The 1,512-nt window shown below is 36.0% G+C and carries 1 pseudogene; it reads left to right on the top strand.

Annotated features, from left to right (window positions below):
* Positions 1-1,401: 1,401 nt before the first annotated feature.
* Positions 1,402-1,512, top strand: a pseudogene (locus AC30RD_RS09185) (glycosyltransferase); the annotation flags it as partial.

Below are 1,512 nucleotides of genomic sequence, written 5' to 3'. Positions count from 1 at the left end.
TTTGAAGATGATATTGGAATGGTAGAATTTGGTGTTTATAAACCTCATTTTGATAATCTCAGAAGAATTTCACTAGAGAACAGTTCCAATTGGTCTAAGAGACGGGGTTGGGTTAATAAAGTTAAAAATATTCCTGAAGACATTCAGCTAGCTGAAGATGTAACCAAAATCTTCATTAGAAATCCTACTTTAAGAGGAAAAACAGATGTTTTGGAGAATTACAGGAAAACCAGAACTGATTTAGGTGAAAAAGACTTTCATAGAAAGATTAGTTCATTAATTACCCCCCGTGTAACAAAAAGCAATATAGACCCAGATGTTTCAGTTAATCTTTTAGGCGACACCGGAATTCCATTTTTCCCCCCTGAGGTTGGACAAGGATATCTTAATTATTCTGCGGCTCGAAGAGGACAAATGTATAAAATGGAAGAATTTAAGGACTTTGTCCTGGATAAATTTTCCAGACCAGTTAATCCTGCTAAGAATGCCTTTAAGGGACAGGAGGGCATAGGATACAAATACACAGAGAAAGCAGGGCCACAAAATATTCTTTCAGGAATAAAACATATTACCCCTTACTTAAAACAAACGAAAGAAGGAAGAATTGCCTTAAAGAATCTTGAAGATTATAAAGCACTGAGGGAAGAACCAGGATCTGTAGCAATACTAAAGCGGCAAGAAAACATTAAAATTCTGAATAAGGACCTTGAAGGAAAGCTGCATTCAGGTGATGACTTGACAAGATGGGAGGCAAAGGAAAATTTAAAGGAATTTTCAAACGCTGTTGCGAGGTTGGAAGGAATAAAAACTTATAGAGGTGACTTTCTTAAAAGTTATATGGATGAGTACAATTTAAAATATGGGACTAATATTTTAGCTAAATATGGAATTTCAGGAAAGTACGGAACGAAAGGATTTAAAGATTCTGCAATTTTAGGAAGCGTTAAAAATAAGGATAAATATTTTATGGACATCAGAAGTCATCCTTCAAGAGTTGATCTAGACCTTCTTAGAAAATACAAGGAAAATAAACAAGAGGTACTCATTAGAAATATTATGGCGGGAAGAAAAGGTGAGTCTCAACTGAACAGCATTAACAGGATGTTCATGAAAGAAACACCACCTATTCCTGGATCAAAACAATCGCCCTATGAAAAAAATTATTATGACTATGACCATATACAGCCTTTCATGTTTGGAGGAAAAAATACTGCTGATAATTTAACAATCATCAATAGAAGACCGCACCGCGGAGCAACCGTTCCTGGAAAAGCGACGGAAGAGGGAACTGAAATGCACATGAAAGGGATTTTTGAAAGAAAAATTTATGATGATTTTGAAGGAATGATTGATAAGGCTAACGCGGGGGATCTGATAGGGGCGGAGGATCTTGCTCGATCGGCAAAATCAACAATTGATGAGGCCAAAGTATATGGAACGCCAGCCATTTTTATACCGATAAAAGATCATTTTGAGCAAGAAGACAATGCAAAAGAAGAAGGATTTGTTTTT

The organism is Nitrosophilus sp. (assembly GCF_982775275.1).
The sequence above is the reverse complement of the archived record's forward strand: the minus strand, read 5'-3'. Positions and strand labels throughout refer to the sequence as shown.